Consider the following 20,959-nt stretch of genomic DNA (forward strand, 5'->3'; position numbering starts at 1 on the left):
TAACACAACTTGTTGTGTTATCCATACGTTGTAGTGCATTAGAGAAAATGAAATGGGTATATTTGATTTTTTATTTGGAAAAGAATCTTTATTAGCTTTGCAATTGAGGATATTCTATATCGGGATTATTTAGTTGAACAAGCTAGAAAGAAAAACTCACCTTTTGATTTCATAGATATGTCAGCTAAGAAAGCTTGGAAGCAAAATGAATGGAAAAAAAGATGTAGAACAAAAATTAAGGGTTGTGATGGTGTGATTGCATTAATAAGCAAAAGAACACATTTGGCAAGCGGTGCAAAATGGGAAATGAAATGTGCATTAGAAGAAAAAGCACCAACTGTTGGTATGCAAATAAAATGGAACGATAAAGGTGCAAAACCGAAAGAACTGAAAAATAAAAAAGTAATCCAATGGACTTGGAATAACATCTCTGAATTCATTACTAAAATTTAAATTATATGGCAACAACACAAAATTTATTTATTAGCCATTCTTGGCAGTATTCGGACGCATATGATAAACTATGCAACCTTTTGGACAACCGCAGTTATTTCGATTATAAGAATTTTTCTGTTCCAAAAGACGACCCAATTCACACTAACGGCACTGACAAACAACTTCTTGAAGCTATTACTAATAAAATGAGGCTAAGTCACGTAATTTTAATTATGGCAGGGAAGTATTCAACTTATAGCAAGTGGATTAACAAAGAAATTATAGTTGGAAATGAAGGGTTTACGAACCCTAAACCAATCATTGGCATTAAACCTTGGAGAAGCACTGTAGTATCAAGTGTCGTAAGGGACAATGCGGCAGAAATGGTTAATTGGAATACACATTCCATAGTTGAAGCAATAAGAAGACATTCAAACGCTTAAATCAATGAGAAAAGCACTAATTGTAGGTATAGACCACTATTCAAATGTTTCTGAGCTTTTTGGATGTGTTACAGATGCTTATTCACTAAAATCTGTTTTAGAAAGACATAGTGATGGAACTATTAATTTTGCGTCTAAACTTGAAGTGGCGACTAATGATAAATCTGCCATAACGAGAAAAGAACTCAAAGAACTTTGCATAGAATTATTCAAAGATGATTCTGATGTTGCCTTATTCTATTTTTCGGGACACGGTTATGTCGAGAACACAGGTGGGTATTTAATAACTAGTGAATGTTCTGATGGCGATGATGGTTTTCCAATGACAGAGTTGTTACAAATCGCAAATGAATCAAAAGCTAGAAATAAAATAATAATTCTAGATTGTTGTCATTCAGGATTTGTAGGTAAAGCAGGTGGCTCTGATATAAGTGCTACTCTAAGTGAAGGAATGACAATATTGACTGCATCTAGTGAAACTCAATATGCAGTAGAAGAAAATGGTTCAGGTGTCTTTACGAGTCTTTTAGTTGACGCACTTAGCGGAGGAGCATCTAATTTAGTCGGAGAAATTACACCAGGCAGTGTTTATGCTCATATTGACCAATCATTAGGCCCTTGGGAACAAAGACCTATTTTTAAAACAAACGTTAGGAGTTTTACAAGTCTCAGAAAAGTTCAGCCGCCAATTTCTCTCTCTGATTTAAAACTAATTATTGAACTCTTCCCAAATAGGGAAGATGTTTTTAAGCTAAATCCAACATTCGAGCCAGAATATAATGGTCATATTGAGGAGAATACTGAAAAATTTGCAATCCTTCAGAAATATAATAGAATTAACTTGGTTATCCCTGTAGATGAAGAGCATATGTATTTTGCAGCAATGAACTCAAAAGGTTGTAAAATGACAATACTTGGAGAACATTATTGGAACTTGATAAAGAAGGACAAACTATAAAAACGCACTACAACAAAATGTATAGTTAATGGCGGTTTTATTCTAAATATCAGCATTTTAGCCTAGAATAAAGCACCTGTTAAGCTGGAATTTAAGTGCCTCGAAATCCGCCACTAACCATACACAAACGTTGGGCTTCATTCAAAAAAGAGCCAACCGCACAAATAGCACATTTGGTTTTTGCCGACACGAAAGCCAACGCAGAAAAAAACCAAAAGAGCTATTTTTTGCCAACGCTAACCGAGAATAATGAGAATTGAAATATGACAATAGAAAAATACATTGATAATATAAATCAACGCTACACACTCGGTAACGCTACAGAACATACTTTTAGAGGAGACCTTCAACAACTTATAGAAAGTTTAGCCATGGACGTGCGAGCTACCAATGAGCCTAAACGGCAGGAGTGTGGTGCTCCAGATTACATCTTAACTAAAAAAGATATCCCTGTTGGTTTTATTGAAGCTAAAAACATAGGAGATAAAGATTTAGAAGGTAAAAAAAAAACAGGCAATAAGGAACAGTTTGATAGATACAAAGCTTCTTTAAATAATCTGATGTTTACAGATTATCTAAACTTTCACCTATACAACGAAGGGGAATTAGTAACTAAAATAGCTATTGCTGAAATTTCAGGTGATAATATTATAGCTAAGCCTGAAAATTTTGAGCCTTTTGAAAATCTTTTAAAAGACTTTACAACTCATGTAGGGCAAACCATCAAAAGCTCTAAAAAATTAGCAGAAATGATGGCGGGCAAAGCACGCCTATTATCTGATATTATTGGCAAAGCTCTTGTAAGTGACGAGGTTAATCATCAAAACAGTACACTTAAAGACCAAATGTTGGCTTTTAAAGAAATTTTGATTCACGACATTACGCCTAAAACTTTTGCAGATGTTTATGCCCAAACTATTGCTTATGGTATGTTTGCAGCACGATTAAATGACCCTACTTTAGAAACATTCAGCAGACAAGAAGCAGCTGAACTTATTCCAAAATCGAATCCTTTTTTACGAAAACTCTTTGGGTACATTGCAGGACCAGATATAGACGACCGTATAAAATGGGTAGTAGATAGTTTGACCGATATTTTCTTAGCGTGTAACGTAGAAGTAATTCTAAAAAATTACGGAAAGACTACAAAAATGGAAGACCCAATCATCCATTTTTATGAAACTTTTCTGACTGAATATGACCCTAAATTGCGTAAATCCCGTGGCGTTTGGTACACTCCTGCCCCAGTTGTAAATTTTATTGTTCGTGCAGTAGATGATATTTTAAAAACAGAATTTGATTTACAACAAGGTTTAGCAGACACTTCTAAAACAAAAATTAAAGTAAACACACAAACTCCTGACAAGCGTTCTGTGACAGGATACAAGCAAATAGAACAACAAGTTCACAAAGTACAAATTCTTGACCCAGCTACAGGAACAGGAACTTTTTTAGCGGAAGTCATCAAACACGTCAACAAAAAATTTAAAGGACAAGAAGGGATTTGGAGTAGTTATGTTGAAAATAATTTACTCCCACGTTTAAATGGTTTTGAATTACTAATGGCAAGTTATGCAATGGCACATTTACAAATAGATTTATTACTAAAAAAAACAGGTTTTAAAGCTACCAAAGGGCAACGGACAAGAGTTTACCTAACCAATAGTTTAGAAGAATACCATCCAGATACAGGAACATTATTTGCCAACTGGTTAAGTAGTGAGGCAAATGAAGCCAACCACATAAAACGAGATACTCCTGTAATGTGTGTGATTGGAAACCCGCCATACAGCGGCATTTCTTCCAATAATGGCAAATGGATTAGTGATTTGATTGAAGATTATAAATATGTTGATGGCGTACATTTTAATGAGCGTAAACATTGGTTAAATGATGATTATGTAAAATTTTTACGCTACGGACAGCATTTTATTGAAAAAAATGGAAGCGGAATTTTAGCATTTATTAATCCTCACGGATTTTTAGACAACCCCACTTTTAGAGGTATGCGTTGGAATTTGCTTAAAACATATGATAAAATCTACACAATAGATTTACATGGGAATAGTAAAAAGAAAGAGGTCAGCCCTGATGGTTCTGCTGACCAAAATGTGTTTGATATAATGCAAGGAGTTGCTATCACTATTTTTGTTAAAACAGGGAATAAAAAGGCAAAAGACTTGGGAAGAGTATTTCATTTCGATTTGTTTGGAAAAAGGGAACTTAAATATGACTTTTTAATTAACAACTCGCTTAAAAAGATAGACTTTAAAGAACTTCACCCAGAAAAACCATACTATTTCTTCGTTCAAAAAGACAACGAAGGCATCAAAGAATATAATAAAGGGTTAAGTGTTACTCAAATTTTCAATCAAAAAACAGTAGGGTTCGTTTCTGCAAATGATGGTTTAAATATTTCATTTTCAAAAAAAGACCAAAAAGAAAAGATAGAAGATTTGTTTGAAATGGAAGAGTCTAATTGGAGAGAAAAATATAAAAGGAAAAAAGATTCCAGAGATTGGACATATTTAACAGCCAAGGAAGATGCGAGTCTTAATTATCAAGAGGACAAACTATTGGAGGTCTCATATAGACCTTTTGATAATAGATATACAGTTTATACAGGCAACTCTAAAGGTTTGTATTCAAGTCCCCAAAGAAAAGTCATGCAAAATTTTCTGCATGACAATAATGTTGGTTTGGTAATAGCAAGACAATCATCGGATGAGTATTGGTGCAATGTTCAAGTCACAAATAAGATGATAGATAATCGTTATCATTTTAGTTATAAAGGAACGGCCTCTCAATTTCCTCTTTACATTTATCCCGAAACCCGAGGTCAGAAAACTATTGAAAAAACTACAGAAAGAACACCAAATCTGAAAGCAGAAATAGTTAAGCAAATTGCAGAGCATTTAAGGTTGACTTTTACCAACGAAAAAGAAACCACCGAAAAAACCTTTGCACCCATTGATATTTTAGATTATATCTATGCCGTTTTACACAGCCCAACATACAGAGAAAAATACAAAGAGTTTTTAAAAATAGATTTCCCTAGAGTCCCTTATCCAAAAAGTCAAAATATCTTTTGGGAATTGGTAAAATTAGGTGGAGAAATACGCCAAATACATTTAATGGAATCGCCAAAAGTGGAGGATTTCATTACACGTTATCCAGAAGGTGGAGATAATACGATTACTACGAAAATTGGTAAAAAGGATTGGGAGTTATTTGATAAAGAAAACCAGTTGGGTAGAATATGGATAAATGAAGAACAGTATTTTGACAATATTCCGCTAACTGCTTGGGAATTTTATATTGGCGGCTATCAGCCCGCTCAAAAATGGTTGAAAGACCGCAAAGAAAGAACCTTAGAATTTGATGATATTTTGCACTATCAAAAAATCATAGTGGCACTTTCAGAAACGGATAGGGTGATGAAAGAAATTGATAAAATTGAGATTGAGTAAATACTAAGCCAAATGGATTTTAATAATTTATGTGAATATTACGAATACCTTGAAAACGATACTAATTTTCAGTATTTAGATTTAAACACGTATAAATACATTACCGTTTTACGAGATAAAACAGCAGACGAAAACACTAAGCAATTGTGTTCTTATGAATTATTTTTTGCTGACTTCTCAATAGAGAAAGGCGTGCACATTCCAAAATTTCAAAGTGGAGGAAATGCATATCCAACATTAGAATTATTTAACGATTTTGAATACATAAAAGAGAGGGCAAAAGAAGTAATAAATCCAAAGTATAAAGCAAAATACAATCATTTGCTTTGGCTAAGTTCAGCTAAACATATTGATTTTGCCAAAGAAGCAATTGAAAGTTATCTATTGCTATTGCAAAATTCTTCGTTTTTAATTGATGATAATTTGCAATGCTTTTCTTTCGTGAAATATTTCAAAAACCTTTTTGTGTTGTGCCAAACTATAAATCACAAAAAAGATGAAACTCTAAACTATTTAGTTTCGCTTTTGGAAAGTGATAAAATAAACGATTTCACTAAGTATTCATTGATGGATTTTGTCGTTGAGAATAGTAAAAAAATAGATTCTTCGATTACAAAAACCTTTTACGATTATTCAAAAAATAAAATTGACCATTTATCCGAAAGGGTATTAGAAAGTTATTTAAACCTGCTTGTCATTCTAAGTCAAAAGCTAAACAAACCAACAAACGAATTTCACGAAAAATCAGGTGATTATCATATTGCACAACTCAAAACCGAAAAAAATCATGGTTTTATTGCTCATCATTATTATACAAAGGCATTAGAAGAATATAAAAAGGCTAAAAATGAAGGGAAAATTGAGACAACAGCAGTTTTACTTGAGCAAGCGAAAAAGACTATTGACCTTAAAAAAGTTTCTTTTGAAGTTAAAGACGAAAAAATAAATAAAGCCTTAAATCAATTATGGGATTTTACAAAGAAAAAAATCGACTATCTTATTGAAAATGGAAATGATAAAGATATATACGAGTATTTAATTTTAGAAAATTTATTTCCTAAAGCTGCCACCTTAAACGAAGAAATTAAGCCAGTTATGCTCGATTTCGTTTCTACAATGACATTTGACATTAATAAAAACGTCAGCAAAAACAAATCAGGTGTTATCAATCCCTACTCAATACATATTAACAACTTTTCTATCAATCACATTTGGCTTGTTGTTACAAAAGGAATTAAAAGCTGTAATATTTCCTATGAAAGCTTAATTGATTATTTAAAAATCGATTCTTGGTATGGACAAGATTTTACTTATTTAGATACAAACAACGAAACCCAAGGTTTTAATTGGATTGAATTACTTTCTCCTTCACTACAAAGTTTTTTCGTTCAAACAGAAATTGATATAAAAACAAACAGTCATAACCCAAAACGCTACATTTTGGCAATAGACAGTTTGGTGTTGAAATTTGAGGGTCTATTGCGTGAGTTCTCAAGAATGATTGGTGCCCAGACAATAGAAATTAAAGAAAACGGTACAGAAGAAAGGATTGGTTTCGACAAATTATTGGATAACGAAAAGCTAAAAGCATTAATTCCAGAAGACGATATTGCGTTTTTTAAATTCTTGTTCACTTCAAGCGGAATGAACTTAAGAAATAATGTTGCACATTGCTTTTTTACAACTAAAAATTACACATCAGCAGTTATGCTTTTACTAATTGTTGCATTACTAAGACTTGGAAATTATAAACTTGAAACGAAAGAAAAAGAACTTTAAATGAAAAGCCAACGCATAAAGTCATACACATTTACAAGTCGCTCGAAAAGCCAACCGCCAGAGCCAAAACTTGTCAATAAGCATGTCTTCGCCAACGCTGTCGAAAAGAAAGCACAGGCATACAACAAAGAACTGAGTTAAAAAACAACTTTTCTACTTTAATTTGAAACACTATTAGTCTAGGCTTAGAGATTTACATTTGTGATTCTTTGAGTTTTTTGTTGTTTATCCTTTAAGCGTTTATGAAAAAATGTATTCCTAAAATAGAAACTTTCAACTTCATAACCAATGTCGTTTTAGAACCATTGGAGGCCATTAAATAGCTATTGATTTACCTATTAGTAGCTATAAAACAGCACTTTAATATTTGTTTGGAGGTTATTCTTTAATCTTTTATAATAGAGTGTACTCTTAAAATAGAATTTCCCAACTTAAAAACCAGCAGCTTTAAGAATAGCCGTTGGTTAAAACAATTTAGTTTTTGAGATTAATGCAAAGTCTGTTGGTTAATATATATGAGAGTGTTAGTTTTAATCAAAATTAAAAATATCCTACTAAAAGATACATAACTTATAATGAAGTAAAGATTTGAAAAGAGTTTATACGGATGTTATCTGCAAGCAAATCAAAATATTCCTAAATAAGTTAAATACATATAAACCTAAATGACATGAAAAAAAAAATAATTCTAATTGCAATCGGTATTTTTACAATGACTAGTAGCTATTCTCAGGTTTTTTCAGATTTGCCGTTCAATATTAAAATTGGGGAAACAGGTCATGAAGAAATAGAAAATCATGGTGTTTGCGAGAAAAGAATAAAAGTAAGTGCCTACTCCTTTAGATGTGAGGAATATGAAATAGCGGGTAAATTCAGGGTTTTCATGTCTCAAAATGAGGTTGTTAATAAGATTAAATTTAGCAATTATCATAATCATAGACTACCAAGAAAGTGGAGTGAATTAGGGTTATCTCTAGGATCTGGCTATCAAGGTTCCGATGGTTTATTTACTCAGACAACAAATGGGACTCAGAAGGAGGAAGTATTAAGAATTTTAAAATTACAAGGCATTTCGGGTATCAGAGAAATAAAATCTTCAGATTATAAAGATATTTTGTTCGAGCTGGGAAATTATGAATATCAATTTAGAGTTCATTATGGTAAAGGACTTTGGTCTATAAATATTAGTGAATTTTATTAAATAATTTTGATAGTCAGTTTCTTATCCTAAACACCTTTAAAGAAAATTGTAATAAATAGTGAACAGCTAACAAAGGACTGAGGTAAAAAACAACTCTTTTCTACTTTAATTTTGAGACACTATTATTCTAGACTTAGAGGTTCACATTTGTGATTCTTTGAGTTTTTTTGTTGTGTTTTCTTTCTACCTATCTAGACAAAACAGATGCTTTTAACTTCATAACCAACGTGGAACCAACGGGTTTTTGCAATCCATTGGTATTCTAATCCAAGATAATTGTAAAGCCATTGGAGGCCTTTGATTTGCCTATTAGTGTCTATAAACAGCATATTTATAAACGTTGCTAGGTTATTGTTTAAACATCTATAAAGAGTTTACTTTAAAATGTGATTGATTTAGTCAAAGAACAATAAAAACGACATTTTTTTGGTTAAAATTTTAAGACCATAAAAAATTCACTAGGTTTATATAAATAACATACGGATAACACAACTTGTTGTGCTATCCGTATGTTGCCTACAATTGCAGAATGCACTCTGACGGAATAAACCAGATTAAAAAAAATACAACTATGACAGCTTACGAAATCCTTGATAATGGTGGACCCGGATTCCCAGGTGAAACAGCCCGAGTTATGACAAGAAATTATATCGAATTTAAATCTCCATTTAAATCCAGTAATTCAGTAATTAGGAAAATTTTGAATGATAGAGATGTTGTATACAAACAAATAGGAATGGATGTATTAAATTCTGTGTTAATAGAAAAAATTATACAAAAAGCCAATGGCGAAATACTTTTTGCTGCATTTGTAGAAATGGCAATTACTAATAAAACAACAAATAATGTTAACGCAGTGATGGAAAACTTTGACATATTAGTAGAAGTTATGTTAGATAATTATAACAGATTAGTACCTGCTAATAAAGGAATTTATGACTTTACTAGTTTTAAAAATAGGTTAATGTTATTTATGAAAAGTGAACTAATTTAGCAATTCAAAATATGTACAATTATAGTGAGACTAAAGAAGGCATAATCAAAGATTATTTCAGAGAAAATGGCGAAGCAAAAGCACGTAAAATAATAACAAAAATCAATAATTCTAAACATACCGGAAGCTTCATGTACCAGAGTAGAAGCAGAAGAATGACTCCCACAGCAAACGATTTGGGTTCTACAGTTTTAAGTAATGTTTCGTTAAGTTTTGCGAGACCATCAACTGTGAAATTTGCATGCTTGATTTTATTAGATAAATGGAATAATGAAATTAATAATGACCTATACCTTGCTTCTGAAGAACGACTAATAAGTATAATAAGGTCTGTTTATCAAAATATTCATTAACTAGCTATTATCTACAAACTGTATGTCAATTGATTTAAATTAAAGTGCAATTTTTATATTAAGTGTTAGTCTCTCTTAAAACAGAACTGAACGTTGGACGAAAAGCGGGCGATACAAAAACAACTGTAGGCAATAAAATATATAATTTATTGCTTGTTCTCGCCTACTTAAGAAAATCCTTGCAGATTTTCTTGGTCTGTAATTATTTACTAAGTTAGTTGCTTAAATACGCAACAAACCATATACGTTATGGGCAATTAACAAACATCCAAAGTCGGAACAAACTGAAAAAGACTCAAAACAAAAGTAGGTGTAAAAAAAATTCATAAAAATGAAAAAAATATTATTAGTAATGGTAATGGCACTTGGAACAACTTTTTTAATGTCATTTACAAATGTAGAAAGTAAAATAATAGAACACGAAGTTACTTTAGAATCTAAATTTGATGAAGGATTTAAAGATGGTTATTGCGAAGGTTGGAAAGATGTAAAAGGAAAATATGCTTATTGTCCATACCCACCATATCCACCTTACCCAGAATATCCACAAAGTTCAGACTCTTACAGAGATGGTTATAATACAGGTTTTAAAGCAGGAATGAAAGCTGCAAGAAAAGATTAATTTTATTATCTGACTTCTTATAAAATAAGGAGTCAGGTATTTATATTGTCTAAAAAAATACAATATTCCAACTTGTCTTAAACCTAATCGAAATTATGGAAGGAAGTTTAAAAGAAAAAATAACTAAAATACATTCTTTACTATCTAATGAACAGAAGGAAAAAGATATTATTGAATTGGAAAATAATTCTCAAAATCTTTATAAAAATATTAAAAAAATTTAAATAAATTATTTATGAAAAAATTAATCTTTATAACGCTTTTTCTTATTTGCAATATTGGCTTTTCTCAATATGATATAAAGACAGTAAATAGACCAGATGGAGTAACTATGAAATATTTTAGTCCAGCTCCTGTCGTCATTGCTGATTCACACGAAGCTGGATTGTCATTATATAAAAATGTTAAGACCAAGCAATATTTTTTAACAACAACTGTCTTGTTCAAAAAACAATCTCCATCAAAATTATCAGGAAATTTAGCTATTCAGACAGTCGGAACTGAAGGCTTATCTCTTTCACCTGTTTGGCATAAGTTGATAAATATGAATGGCCAAAACGTAGCAACATCAATGTATTTATTAACAGATAAAGATATAGACCAGCTTAAAATTAACGAAATAAAATTAATTAGTTTTAATGCATATGACCAACCTGTTGGTTTAAATCTTACAAAAAATAAAGATTTATTAATTATTGAGTTGTCTAAATTATCACGGCTGTAATTACGAAAATATGATAAATTATAATTGAAAAGATAATTACAAATACGCACCTGTCTTTATTTAAACGTTGTGCATAATGAAAAAAAACTAAACGCCAAAACCAATATGATACAAAGAGTTGCAATGTGGGCTGATATTAAATTGGAGTTTGACAACGAATTAACCATTTCCGAGTTGATAAAACTATACACTTCTATATTTTCGGGAAAAGATATTGACCAAGAATATCTTTTAATAGCCCAACCACTCGTAATCGATTCCGATTTACTAAAAAGGATTGTAGGCGAAATGGAAAATTTCGCCAATATAAGACCGATGACTTTTAGATATGGAAACACATCCGAAACAACAATTGTTAATTATCAAAGCGAGATAAAAAAAGAGTTTAAAGAATACTCAAAAGAAATTGGAATGGATATTTCAAAAATGCGAGAAATCCATTTTGTTAAACTGTTCCATTTATCATTCTTGTGCTTGGCTGGAAAAGCAACGGACGATGAAAATCTTAAAGAAAAGATATATCGTAAATTAAACCGTGCAAAAAGCACTATGCACGATAACTAAGCATATGGCGTGCTGATAGGCCCGCACTTCGACAAGCTATTAGATTTGTTGTTTATATTGAAGAATCGATAATTAGTAGAATATCTGAACAACCAAGAGAAGATTGGTGAACTAGTTCGACGGTTGACTTTATAGAGTCATACTGAGCAATAGTCCTCTCTTCTCTAAGGTTCAAGTATCATTTAGAATGTTAAGCACCAAGGCTTATTAATAGCGTTAATACCAAACCTTGTGGTCGTTTCAGAACAATTCTACATAACATCAAATTTATGAAAAATACATAAAAAATCTTAAGCTTTGTTGTCTTGAAGAAAGCTATGATTCCAGCTATATAAATATAATTGATTTTGATAAGGAAGAGTTAGATTATAGAAACTCTAATATTGATCTTACAAAATTATCAAAAACAGAAGCTCCACTAATTAAGCTATTTAAAATAGGGAATATCAAACTACTTATTCATCTATTATACTCAAACTATCTAAAGTATAGTGTGAATGAGATTGATAAGGGGCAGACGCTATTTATTTGTCTTACAAGATATTATCTATCACAAGATAATCAAGATCTAAAAGAAAATTATCTAGACTTTGAAAATCAAATACTTCTTTTATATAGAAGGGGTTAGTCCTCTAAAACAGAAGATAAAGCATTCATTAAATCTCAAGATTATAAGTCAGATTCAAGACGATTGAAATATCTGTTGCTTGCCTCGTATTCTTTAAAGTTAGATGACTTTACTTTAATCCAAGTCCTGTTTTGTCATATGAATTTAATAACCTGCTTAGCATGCCTAAAAAATGATTTAAACATTGGTTTTTATAAGTCTATTGACATCGAAATAACTGAGTTGACAAGGTATAGAAGTAATTATCAAAATGATATTATTAATTATAACAGGAATAGCAACAACGCACAATATAAAGTTTTAGAAAATAAACTTTTTAAGATGATGTTGAATAAGCATGAAGTGATTACAGATATTGGTTTGAAGGAGGAGCTTGAGAAGTTGACTTAAATTGTTTAATTTTATAAGTATCATATAACTAATCAGCATCGCGAACTACAAATCAGCTAGGTCATTACACTCTCTATATAAATCAGACCAATATTAAAGTTGAAAATTTATTAGCTTTAAAAAAGTAGCTAGGAACAATTTATTAATGTTAGGAAAAAAGGATACAGAATGCAATCTAATTCCTATTGCAGGGCATGGGAAACAAACTAAACAATGCTATGTTAGAAAACAAGATAACCAAAGATCATCCATTGGTAATTCCTGAGGGATTTAAAGCAGACAAGTCAGCTTATGATTCAATCGTCACAGACTTCAACGAGGAGTTAGACATCGTAATGAAGAAAATTAAGTATGTTAATGGCGATGCAGTCAAGTGGTGTACTAGAATTGTTATGGAAGCAGAAATTACTAAAGGCTTAAAGAAAGGTATTCGTTTTGATATTGATATCGATGAAGAGTACTATTTCATTCAATGCAAAGAGGTTGAAGGTAATGGTAATAGTTTGAGAGCCTTTATAGGTTCTGTTTATATTCAAGGCATTATAGATAATGGGGAGGATCCTTATGAAGTTTTTGGTAAAGGTAAAACAATCCAAAACGAATCATTTTATGAAGAGGTTGATGGTAAAATCTTACCTAGAAATCAAGCCTCTCGATTACAGCTAGTAGGTGTTAAAATTACTAAGGCTTTGCCATTAGTTGTTCCAGAAGGTTTTGTTACTGATAAGTTAGCTTATGACTTAATTGTTACAGAGTATGACGATGATACAGGCATCACCATGAAGAAAATCAGGTATGCATTGTATAGTGGTACAGGAGATGACAAGAAAGAGCTGAAGTATAAGTGGTGTGTTAGACTCGTCCAAGATGCAGTCATTACTAAAGGCTTAGCTAAAGCTACTAGTAAGAAGACTGTCGAAGACTATCACTTCTTCGAGTGTAAAGAGATTGACGGTAATGCTTCAAGTATGAACTTATTAGTAAGTAGTAATTATATTCAAGGCATTATAGATAAAGGGCAAGATCCTTATGAAATATTTGCTAAAGGTGAGGAGGTTTATAGCGAAAGCTTTTATGTTGAAGTAAATGGTAAGTTCTATCCTGTAACCATATTAGGTTTTGAAATTACTGATGAAACGATTGTAAATGTACTTGATTACTTAGAGCCTGAGCCAGTAGAATATCACACTTATGAATCATTTCCACCTTCCATTAAAATAGAAGAGATTAGAAACAAAACACATTTTAATAATGACAAAAAAAATATTTACGAAACAGATGATGATTTAGACAATTTGGAAAATAAATCAAGGAATTCAACCAATTTCGAAGACAAAGAAAATAATGACCCTAAAAATAATAAATTTTTAATTATTGTCTTGTTGATAATTTCTTTTGTGTTTGTTACCAATCAAATAATAGGACCATTAGGTGCTTTAATTGGAGACATGGCCGTTCCTATAGGATTATTTGCAGTTGTGGTTGTAGCAGGATTTTTATATAAAGTATTTACAGGTTTTGACGGTTAAGAAAAAATAAAAGAACAAGATAAAATGGACGCAGATTTTTTAGAAGAATATGATGAGAAAGATGAAGACACCTTTTATTATGATAAAAAACCTAAAAATACAACAATAGATGAGTATGGATTATCTTATAAATTCTATTGTAGGTGATGAAAATGAAAGAGTTAGAAGTCTTAATAAAAATGATTGCTACATCTTATATACTTTATTAAAGTCTTATTTAGAGGATAATGGCATATACCTTGAATAAAACAATGACAATAATGATGCTTATGCTTGGGAACATCTCTTTATTAGAAAAGTAGAAAAACAAGATTAGATTGAATACATTTTGGACGTGTAAATTAAAGTCTTTGTTTATAAAATCAATACTTTGAGTTTAATCATATGCTAGCTGTAAATAGCAGTCCGTACAAAACTCAAAGTAAACCCATGACATTGTGGGCAAAAGTTAGAATTAAAATTAAGTTTTAGATCAAAATTATCGTGAGTACGCCCAATATAACCTTTGTGCTTTAAAGTATCATCTGTATAGAAGTCGTAATAGTCATGTAAACTTTTATCTTTATGATTAACTATTTTAAATTCACCTGTAGTTTTTTCAATAGCGGGTGCAAGACAATTATATTTAAAGTTCATCATGCCTCCACCATAAGATACTTGTGCATTAAAATCACAATCTTTGCATTCAGCTTTAAGTGATTGTCCCATTTATAAAAATTAATTTTAGAATACTTATTAAGTAATATTAGCTAATTTTACTTAAATAAAAAGATGATTTAGAATTTAAATAATAACCCAAAAGGTATACAATTCGGTAACACAAAAAGTCAGACAGGCTTAACTCTCTTAAAATCAATGTGTAATAGTCCAAAGTTCGAGTCTTTGAGGGGGAGCAAAGTAAGCCTGATATGAAAATATCGGGTTTTTTTGTTTTGTTCAATAGATGGATGCTATGCAATATTTGGTTTATATCTTATTTTCAGCTAAACTCAATAGATTCTATACTGGCTTTACCACGAACATATTCCAACGTTTGGAATTCCATAAAAATGCGAAATCAAATAAGTTCACTTCTAATGCTAAGGACTGGAAATTGTACTTAGAAATTGAATGTAACACTAAGGAACAAGCTTTGGCTGTAGAACAGCACATCAAAAGGATGAAAAGCTAAGTTTATATTCAAAATTTAAAGTCGTATCCCGAAATGAGATCTAAGCTGTTAGCAAAATATCGCCAAAGTTCGCCCCGATAGCTATCGGGGTTGAGGGGGAGCAAATTGAGTCTAGCAGGAAACTGTTGGACTTTTTTGTTTTATATAATTTACTTCTTAAGCCCTGAATTCATTGGTACTTACAGAGATTCAAGCTAAAGTTAACTTTTTCCTTTAAAAAATCAAGGTACCCATTTTAGACCTAAAAAGGTGTAGAAAAAGGTAGCAAGGGTTTTTAAAAAAGGTAGCATGTACTGTGTTGTATATCAATTAATTAAAATTGATATGAAAATAAAAAGCTTACAAATCTCGTAGAACCATTCAAGGTAAAGTTCCAATTTTTCTAGGCTCACTTATAACAAAATTGAAAAAAGTTTTGCAATTGGTATTTATGCCAAAGAGAAAAAAACGGAAATCAAAACTCAGTAGTCTTGACAAAATGAAATCATCTAGTTTTTAATCCAGATATCAATCTTATTCATTTTGAAAAATCAAATTTATAGCAACTTAAAGTAATTATACTTGGAAATCAGTGAACTATATGATTAATATTTGTTATTTTTATATTTTAATTGCCTTAAAATATATAGCTAACTCGATTAAATATGATAAAATTTTTACTCTCTACATTAAGTGTATTTCCAAAATGGCTCTTTATAGGCGCTTTACTTTTAGTTGTTACTTTCAATGTAAATGCACAGACAATTACACCGCAAGACGGTGATTACAGGTCAATTGGTGGGACAGTAACAAATCCAAATCCATGGTTAGATGCAGACACATGGGAAAAGTATAATGGTAGTGGCTGGATTGATGCAAATGATTTTCCGTTATCAGGTGCTTTCAATGGCACAGTTTTTATCCAATCAGGAACTTTTGTAGAATATAACGTGGACGGCATGACTAATGGATTTAATTTGACAGGAGCAATTGTAATAGACGGTAATTTCCTCGTTGATATTCCATCAAATTCTAATACCAATTTTGCTGGAGACATTAACGTGTTCGAACTCAATGACGGCGGAGTTTTTAGAACTACTTTTGGAAATAATCCTAAGCTTGAAGTTAGAATACAAGAGCTTTTTAGAATAAATGGAGGTGAATTACGGTATCAGAATGGTGGTAATAATTCTGCTCTTTTTATAGAATGCAAGGGAGATGTGGAAGTCAACGGCGGATTAGTTATTGATGATAAAGGTAATGGTTTAAACACTTCAGGCTTGTATATGAGCGGGGATGGAACTTCAGCTAGTCCGCAACATTTAAAAATTATTTCAAATGTATCTCCGCTTGCCAGAGAACGTTTTTTTGCAACTACAAGTACTTATATTGTAGAAGAATATGCAGGTAGTATTGAGCAAAATACAGTTTATGGTGATATAACAGGTGAAGATATTAGGACTGATTACATTGGATTGGAAGGTAAGGGTGATATTCTTACAATAAATAACTCTAGTGTCACTGGAGTAAACTTAAATAGAAATAAAACAGTATCAGATACACTTAAACTTTTCAACGGTACTCTAAATTACAATACAAACGATCTAAACATTGCTACAGATGCTACGATAGAACGAACGGGTGGAAATTTGAATACACCTCCTACTTCCTTCGGCACGAGCCTCAACTTGCTTTACAGTGACCATACCAGTCCAGTGACTATGGCGAATGAAGTGCCGACTGCAGATATTATTGAGAATTTAACTATAAATACTACAAATAGTGTCCTTGCTAACACTGACTTAAAGATTAATAGTACTATTGACCTTACTAATGGTATCCTTCAATTAAATATTCAAAAACTTAGTGTTGGTGAAAATATTATCAGATCTAGTGGTAATATTGATGCTACAGATGCGGTAGTCGAATTTACTTCAAGCACCAATCAATCTCTTGCGATTTCTTCTTTTATTGATAATACAATAAAGCATATCATCAATTCTGGCAGTGGAGGCCCTAACCTTTCAAGTGAACTTAAAGTATCAGATTTACTTGAAGTCAATGCTGGTGATTTTAAATCGAATGGGCATCTTGTCATGTTGGCTAGTCCAACAAACACATCTCAAGTTGGACCTGTCGATGGCAGCATAACTGGAGAAGTAACTGTTGAGCAATATTACCCAGCAAGGAGAGCATTTAGATTGATTTCTCCTTCAGTCACTACTTCTGCTTCTATAAACGCCAACTGGCAGGAAGGAGCCAGCGATTACCTGGATAATCCAGAAGAAGGATATGGAACTCATATTACAGGTTCCACGACTGGAGCTAATGGTTTTGATGAAACTCCTTCAGGAAATCCTTCGCTGTTTACGTTTGATAATATCAATAGAGGATGGATAGCTGTAGCTGGAACAGAATCCCAAACCTTAACAGCTGGCTCTCCTTACCGATTGATGATAAGAGGTGACAGAAGTATAGATGTAACGTCTAATGATGCTACACCAACTAATACTCGCTTGAGAACCACTGGTGCTTTAAACATAGGAAGTCAATCGCAATTAAATATATCACCAATTTCAGGAGATTTAAGCTTTATTGCAAATCCATACCACGCTCAAGTCGATATGAGCTCTGTGCTAACGAATTCCACAAATCTTTCAACTACTGAATATTACATTTGGGATCCAACACTAGGCGGCAACGATGGTAGAGGAGCTTATGTAACGATTGATCCTGCTACCGGAGACAATGCTCTTAGTCCCAATACGGTTGACCCGGGAGGTAATTTTTCAGATGCAAATCAATTCTTACAACCTATGCAAGCAGCTTTTGTAAGAACAGGGAATGCAGTTGATGCCCCATCAATTAATTTTGAGGAATCTGATAAAAACGTAAGCCCAGCTCAGACAGAAACAAAATCATTCTCTCAAAAAGAATATATCAATGTGATGTTATTTGATGCCGATTCTTATGCTGAAGGGAGTTCACCATCAGATGGACTTCGCATCAATTTTAATGATTCTTACAGTGTTACTGCTAAAGATGATTCTCCAAAGCTTGGAAATTTGGACGAAAACTTAGCCAGAATCGAAGGCAATGACTATGCATCGATAGAACGAAGACCTTATCCATCGGATGAAGAAAGGCTTGAGTTATTTGTCAATCAGTATAGAAATGAATCTTATGTTCTGAAATTTGAACTAACTGATAATTTAAACACTAAAGTCTTTATTGAAGACAAGTATTTAAATCAAACTAAAGAAATCACTGTATCTGATAATACATATGCTTTTGAAATAGACGAATCCATTTCAGAGTCTAAAGCTTCAGATCGATTTAGCATTGTGTTGAATCCAGTGAGTCTTTCAACTGTTGATGAGAGTTTTGCTGACATCAACCTGTACCCCAATCCGACGAAGGACAATTTCAGAATAAACGGTCCAGATTTAGCTCAAGGAGCACAGGTAGAAATTTATAATTTACTTGGTCAGCAAGTTTATAAAAGGGATTTTAAAGGTCAGTCTACGATAGAGATTAATGGCTTTAATTTTAATACAGGAATTTATCTAATCAAAATAGAAACACATAAAGGGAAAACAACTCTCAAATTGGTTAAAAAGTAAATATATGCAATTCAATTTTTCACGCTTTATAGCTTTAGTGTTAGTCATAATACTTTTATTAATACCCAGACTTAATTATGCCCAATTCGGGGATATTGGATTCGAACCTGACGTCAATGATGAACCAACAGCTCCAATTAATGGATTTATTGCCTTAGGTTTTTTGATTGGAGGATATTTGGGAATTAGAACTCTAAGAAAGTAATGTAGACAGTAGTCATCTTAAAGACTTTTTTAAAGACAGAGCAATAGATAGATATGATTTTGGTCATGAGGTAAAAGAAGAGATAAGATCTTTCGGCTCAAAACCTGATAAGGGTACCAGTGTAAAAGGGGATGCTCATCGGGTTTGGATGAATTTAAAATCTACTTTTGCAAGCAATAGCGATCAAGCGATTTTAGAAGAAGCTATTAGAGGTGAGAAAAAAGCTTTGGAAGATTACAATGAGATCCTAAAAGAAGCTGATCTTCCAGCTTTCACAAAAGCAGTATTAGAAAACCACAGAGAAAAGGTTCAATCAGCATTGGATCATGTGAAAACCATGAAATAATATGTTTAAAAACTTTTATATTTATAACTCCAAAAGACTACTTTATAGTAGTCTTTTTTATGTCATAATGAATTAACCTGACTTAGGGCTTAAACTTGTAGACCGTAATAATTTTAGACTGAATATTTTCCCTATTTTTATTGAAAACAAAATCACATGAAATCGATATTTACATTTAGTCTTCTACTCTTCAGTTTTTTGCTCTCAGCACAGCAAACTTATATTCACTGCGGAAAATTAGTTGATGTAGAAAAAGGAAAAGTAGTTTCAGAAAAAACAATCATCGTTGAAGATGATTTAATAAAAGACATAAAAAATGGATTTGTTGAAGTTCCGGAAGGTTCAGAACTAATCGATTTAAGTTCTTCAACGGTTCTTCCTGGATTATTTGATATGCACGTGCATCTCGAGTCTGAAACATCAAAAGACAATTACATAAAGCCGTTCAAGTTGAACGAGGCAGATGTTGCCTATGAAGCCCAGGTTCACGCTAAAACTACTTTGATGGCAGGCTTCACTTCGGTAAGAGATCTTGGAGGAAGTGGTGTGAATACAAGTTTAAGGGATGCCGTTAATAAAGGATTTGTGGTAGGACCAACCATCTATTCTGCTGGTAAATCCATAGCGACTACCGGAGGTCATGCCGATCCTACCAACGGTTACAAAGCTACCTTAATGGGAAGTCCTGGTCCATACGATGGTGTTATCAACGGAACTTCAGAAGCTCGGGAAGCTGTAAGGCAGAGATATAAAAACGGTTCTGACGTGATCAAAATCACTGCAACTGGAGGTGTTTTGAGTGTCGCCAAAAGTGGTTCTAATCCACAGTTCTTTGAAGATGAAATCAAAGCTATTGTAGAAACAGCAAATGATTATGGGATGCTAACTGCTGCTCACGCTCATGGCGACGAAGGAATGCAGAGAGCTATTAAAGCCGGGATAAAAACTATAGAACACGGAACATTGATGTCTGAAGAAACTATGGAGCTGATGAAGGAATATGACACTTATCTAGTTCCTACAATCACAGCAGGTAAAAGTGTTGCTGAAATGGCTGAAATCGAAGGTTATTACCCAGATCTCGTTACTCCTAAAGCTAAAGCAATAGGTCCAAAACTTCAAGATACGTTTGAAAAGGCCTATAAAAAAGGAGTAAAAATCGCTTTTGGTACTGATGCAGGAGTGTTCAAACATGGATTAAACGCTAAGGAATTTGGATATATGGTTGAGGTGGGTATGCCAGCTATGGAAGCTATACAGTCGGCTACACTTGTATCTGCAAAATTACTTAAGGTAGATAAGTACTATGGATCTATTGAAAAAGGTAAAATGGCTGATATTATTGCAGTAAAAGCTAATCCTTTAGAGGATATCTCTACGATGACAGAAGTTATATTTGTGATGAAACACGGAAAAGTAGTAAAGCTATAAACGTCTTGCTTTCCTAGCATTTATAATGCTTTACTTTTAATTTCTTCTCGAGGGTTTAAATCTCCAAGGTTTGCCTTGAGGATTTTAATTAGCTGCTATTTTTTTGTTGTTTTA

At 32.4% G+C, this 20,959-nt stretch carries 21 protein-coding genes; 20 read left to right on the plus strand and 1 reads right to left on the minus strand.

The window, feature by feature from the left end:
• Positions 1-90: 90 nt before the first annotated feature.
• The 15 genes from LB449_RS11425 (at position 91) to LB449_RS11490 (ending at position 14,090) form a co-directional block, all read left to right on the plus strand.
• Positions 91-453 carry a TIR domain-containing protein gene (locus LB449_RS11425; protein WP_224455275.1) on the plus strand — a complete coding sequence of 121 codons (363 nt, stop codon included), beginning with the start codon at positions 91-93 and terminating at the stop codon, positions 451-453.
• 5 nt (positions 454-458) lie between these two features.
• Entirely contained in the window at positions 459-878 is a 420-nt protein-coding gene (locus LB449_RS11430) for a TIR domain-containing protein (RefSeq protein ID WP_224455230.1), read from the plus strand.
• Positions 879-882: 4 nt separating this feature from the next.
• On the plus strand, positions 883-1,836 hold the full coding sequence (locus LB449_RS11435; RefSeq protein WP_224455231.1) for a caspase family protein: 954 nt from the start codon (positions 883-885) through the stop codon (positions 1,834-1,836).
• 263 nt (positions 1,837-2,099) lie between these two features.
• The gene (locus LB449_RS11440; RefSeq protein WP_224455232.1) at positions 2,100-5,306 is read left to right on the plus strand and encodes a type ISP restriction/modification enzyme; all 3,207 of its coding nucleotides are present in this window, start codon (positions 2,100-2,102) and stop codon (positions 5,304-5,306) included.
• Between the two features lie 12 nt (positions 5,307-5,318).
• The gene (locus LB449_RS11445) at positions 5,319-7,085 is read left to right on the plus strand and encodes a DUF4209 domain-containing protein (RefSeq protein ID WP_224455233.1); all 1,767 of its coding nucleotides are present in this window, start codon (positions 5,319-5,321) and stop codon (positions 7,083-7,085) included.
• Positions 7,086-7,226, plus strand: coding sequence for a hypothetical protein (locus LB449_RS11450; RefSeq protein ID WP_224455234.1), 141 nt, complete (start codon positions 7,086-7,088; stop codon positions 7,224-7,226). It begins immediately after the preceding gene.
• A gap of 529 nt (positions 7,227-7,755) precedes the next feature.
• Complete coding sequence (locus tag LB449_RS11455) at positions 7,756-8,286, plus strand: hypothetical protein (RefSeq protein WP_224455235.1); 531 nt, start codon at positions 7,756-7,758, stop codon at positions 8,284-8,286.
• Between the two features lie 571 nt (positions 8,287-8,857).
• Positions 8,858-9,280 carry a hypothetical protein gene (locus LB449_RS11460; RefSeq protein WP_224455236.1) on the plus strand — a complete coding sequence of 141 codons (423 nt, stop codon included), beginning with the start codon at positions 8,858-8,860 and terminating at the stop codon, positions 9,278-9,280.
• A gap of 11 nt (positions 9,281-9,291) precedes the next feature.
• Positions 9,292-9,633, plus strand: coding sequence for a hypothetical protein (locus LB449_RS11465; RefSeq protein ID WP_015024719.1), 342 nt, complete (start codon positions 9,292-9,294; stop codon positions 9,631-9,633).
• Between the two features lie 331 nt (positions 9,634-9,964).
• Positions 9,965-10,255 (plus strand): hypothetical protein, encoded by a 291-nt coding sequence (locus tag LB449_RS11470; RefSeq protein ID WP_224455237.1) that lies wholly within the window; start codon positions 9,965-9,967, stop codon positions 10,253-10,255.
• A gap of 95 nt (positions 10,256-10,350) precedes the next feature.
• Positions 10,351-10,479 carry a hypothetical protein gene (locus tag LB449_RS14000; protein ID WP_262901863.1) on the plus strand — a complete coding sequence of 43 codons (129 nt, stop codon included), beginning with the start codon at positions 10,351-10,353 and terminating at the stop codon, positions 10,477-10,479.
• A gap of 11 nt (positions 10,480-10,490) precedes the next feature.
• The gene (locus LB449_RS11475; RefSeq protein WP_224455238.1) at positions 10,491-10,979 is read left to right on the plus strand and encodes a hypothetical protein; all 489 of its coding nucleotides are present in this window, start codon (positions 10,491-10,493) and stop codon (positions 10,977-10,979) included.
• A gap of 105 nt (positions 10,980-11,084) precedes the next feature.
• The gene (locus LB449_RS11480; RefSeq protein WP_224455239.1) at positions 11,085-11,543 is read left to right on the plus strand and encodes a hypothetical protein; all 459 of its coding nucleotides are present in this window, start codon (positions 11,085-11,087) and stop codon (positions 11,541-11,543) included.
• Positions 11,544-12,309: 766 nt separating this feature from the next.
• On the plus strand, positions 12,310-12,561 hold the full coding sequence (locus LB449_RS11485; protein WP_224455240.1) for a hypothetical protein: 252 nt from the start codon (positions 12,310-12,312) through the stop codon (positions 12,559-12,561).
• 194 nt (positions 12,562-12,755) lie between these two features.
• Entirely contained in the window at positions 12,756-14,090 is a 1,335-nt protein-coding gene (locus LB449_RS11490) for a hypothetical protein (RefSeq protein ID WP_224455241.1), read from the plus strand.
• A 387-nt stretch (positions 14,091-14,477) separates the two neighbouring features.
• On the opposite strand, the gene LB449_RS11495 is transcribed toward LB449_RS11490, so the two are convergent.
• Complete coding sequence (locus LB449_RS11495; protein ID WP_224455242.1) at positions 14,478-14,798, minus strand: hypothetical protein; 321 nt, start codon at positions 14,796-14,798, stop codon at positions 14,478-14,480.
• 244 nt (positions 14,799-15,042) lie between these two features.
• Between LB449_RS11495 and LB449_RS11500 the strand changes: the two genes are divergently transcribed.
• The 5 genes from LB449_RS11500 to LB449_RS11520 all read left to right on the plus strand — a co-directional run bounded on the left by LB449_RS11500 (position 15,043) and on the right by LB449_RS11520 (position 20,845).
• The gene (locus LB449_RS11500; RefSeq protein WP_224455243.1) at positions 15,043-15,261 is read left to right on the plus strand and encodes a GIY-YIG nuclease family protein; all 219 of its coding nucleotides are present in this window, start codon (positions 15,043-15,045) and stop codon (positions 15,259-15,261) included.
• A gap of 644 nt (positions 15,262-15,905) precedes the next feature.
• Entirely contained in the window at positions 15,906-18,863 is a 2,958-nt protein-coding gene (locus LB449_RS11505; protein WP_224455244.1) for a T9SS type A sorting domain-containing protein, read from the plus strand.
• Between the two features lie 4 nt (positions 18,864-18,867).
• A complete protein-coding gene (locus LB449_RS11510; RefSeq protein WP_224455245.1) occupies positions 18,868-19,068 on the plus strand; it encodes a hypothetical protein in 201 nt (66 codons plus the stop codon).
• A 43-nt stretch (positions 19,069-19,111) separates the two neighbouring features.
• Positions 19,112-19,414: a ferritin-like domain-containing protein gene (locus tag LB449_RS11515; RefSeq protein ID WP_224455276.1), complete on the plus strand. Its 303-nt coding sequence runs from the start codon at positions 19,112-19,114 to the stop codon at positions 19,412-19,414.
• Positions 19,415-19,570: 156 nt separating this feature from the next.
• Positions 19,571-20,845, plus strand: a complete 1,275-nt coding sequence (locus tag LB449_RS11520; RefSeq protein WP_224455246.1) for a metal-dependent hydrolase family protein — start codon at positions 19,571-19,573, stop codon at positions 20,843-20,845.
• The last annotated feature ends 114 nt before the right edge of the window (positions 20,846-20,959 follow it).

It is taken from the genome of Psychroflexus lacisalsi (genome assembly GCF_020164495.1).
In the GTDB taxonomy this organism is placed as follows: Bacteria; Bacteroidota; Bacteroidia; order Flavobacteriales; family Flavobacteriaceae; genus Psychroflexus; species Psychroflexus lacisalsi.

What these genes read in the sequence shown, in the direction of transcription:
- LB449_RS11435 (WP_224455231.1), top strand. Translation starts at nt 883, where the DNA reads ATGAGAAAAGCACTAATTGTAGGTATAGACCACTATTCAAATGTTTCT.
- LB449_RS11495 (WP_224455242.1), bottom strand. Translation starts at nt 14,798, where the DNA reads ATGGGACAATCACTTAAAGCTGAATGCAAAGATTGTGATTTTAATGCA.
- LB449_RS11465 (WP_015024719.1), top strand. Translation starts at nt 9,292, where the DNA reads ATGTACAATTATAGTGAGACTAAAGAAGGCATAATCAAAGATTATTTC.
- LB449_RS11485 (WP_224455240.1), top strand. Translation starts at nt 12,310, where the DNA reads ATGAATTTAATAACCTGCTTAGCATGCCTAAAAAATGATTTAAACATT.
- LB449_RS14000 (WP_262901863.1), top strand. Translation starts at nt 10,351, where the DNA reads ATGGAAGGAAGTTTAAAAGAAAAAATAACTAAAATACATTCTTTACTA.
- LB449_RS11460 (WP_224455236.1), top strand. Translation starts at nt 8,858, where the DNA reads ATGACAGCTTACGAAATCCTTGATAATGGTGGACCCGGATTCCCAGGT.
- LB449_RS11445 (WP_224455233.1), top strand. Translation starts at nt 5,319, where the DNA reads ATGGATTTTAATAATTTATGTGAATATTACGAATACCTTGAAAACGAT.
- LB449_RS11475 (WP_224455238.1), top strand. Translation starts at nt 10,491, where the DNA reads ATGAAAAAATTAATCTTTATAACGCTTTTTCTTATTTGCAATATTGGC.
- LB449_RS11510 (WP_224455245.1), top strand. Translation starts at nt 18,868, where the DNA reads ATGCAATTCAATTTTTCACGCTTTATAGCTTTAGTGTTAGTCATAATA.
- LB449_RS11480 (WP_224455239.1), top strand. Translation starts at nt 11,085, where the DNA reads ATGATACAAAGAGTTGCAATGTGGGCTGATATTAAATTGGAGTTTGAC.
- LB449_RS11500 (WP_224455243.1), top strand. Translation starts at nt 15,043, where the DNA reads ATGCAATATTTGGTTTATATCTTATTTTCAGCTAAACTCAATAGATTC.
- LB449_RS11470 (WP_224455237.1), top strand. Translation starts at nt 9,965, where the DNA reads ATGAAAAAAATATTATTAGTAATGGTAATGGCACTTGGAACAACTTTT.
- LB449_RS11430 (WP_224455230.1), top strand. Translation starts at nt 459, where the DNA reads ATGGCAACAACACAAAATTTATTTATTAGCCATTCTTGGCAGTATTCG.
- LB449_RS11450 (WP_224455234.1), top strand. Translation starts at nt 7,086, where the DNA reads ATGAAAAGCCAACGCATAAAGTCATACACATTTACAAGTCGCTCGAAA.
- LB449_RS11455 (WP_224455235.1), top strand. Translation starts at nt 7,756, where the DNA reads ATGAAAAAAAAAATAATTCTAATTGCAATCGGTATTTTTACAATGACT.
- LB449_RS11440 (WP_224455232.1), top strand. Translation starts at nt 2,100, where the DNA reads ATGACAATAGAAAAATACATTGATAATATAAATCAACGCTACACACTC.
- LB449_RS11520 (WP_224455246.1), top strand. Translation starts at nt 19,571, where the DNA reads ATGAAATCGATATTTACATTTAGTCTTCTACTCTTCAGTTTTTTGCTC.
- LB449_RS11490 (WP_224455241.1), top strand. Translation starts at nt 12,756, where the DNA reads ATGGGAAACAAACTAAACAATGCTATGTTAGAAAACAAGATAACCAAA.
- LB449_RS11505 (WP_224455244.1), top strand. Translation starts at nt 15,906, where the DNA reads ATGATAAAATTTTTACTCTCTACATTAAGTGTATTTCCAAAATGGCTC.